Source organism: Streptomyces sp. SID486 (genome assembly GCF_009865385.1).
Classification (GTDB): Bacteria; Actinomycetota; Actinomycetes; order Streptomycetales; family Streptomycetaceae; genus Streptomyces.
The window spans coordinates 1-234 of the sequence record NZ_WWJT01000762.1 but is presented as its reverse complement, the minus strand read 5'-3'; the positions used below and the strand labels follow the sequence as shown (position 1 = coordinate 234).

Genomic DNA, 234 nt, shown 5'->3' with positions numbered 1-234 from the left:
GGCGGAGCAGCACGCGAAGGACGCCAAGTCGCAGGCCGACGCGGCGAACAAGGAGGCGGGCGTCGCGCTCGCCGCCTCCGCGAAGGCGGCCGGGTACGCGCACGTCACCGCACAGGCGGCCGTGGACGCGGGTGAGGCGGCCAAGCAGGTCGCCAACCCCGCCAACGACGCCATCCAGCTCGGCTCCGCCTATGTCGACACCGACTCCGCCGCCGGCCTGGTCGTCCTGACCGG

The 234-nt window shown here is 74.8% G+C and carries 1 protein-coding gene; it reads left to right on the top strand.

Annotation, left to right across the window (positions count from 1 at the left end):
• On the top strand, nt 1-234 hold a 234-nt coding region (locus GT045_RS35400; RefSeq protein ID WP_161336724.1), incomplete at both ends, for a hypothetical protein.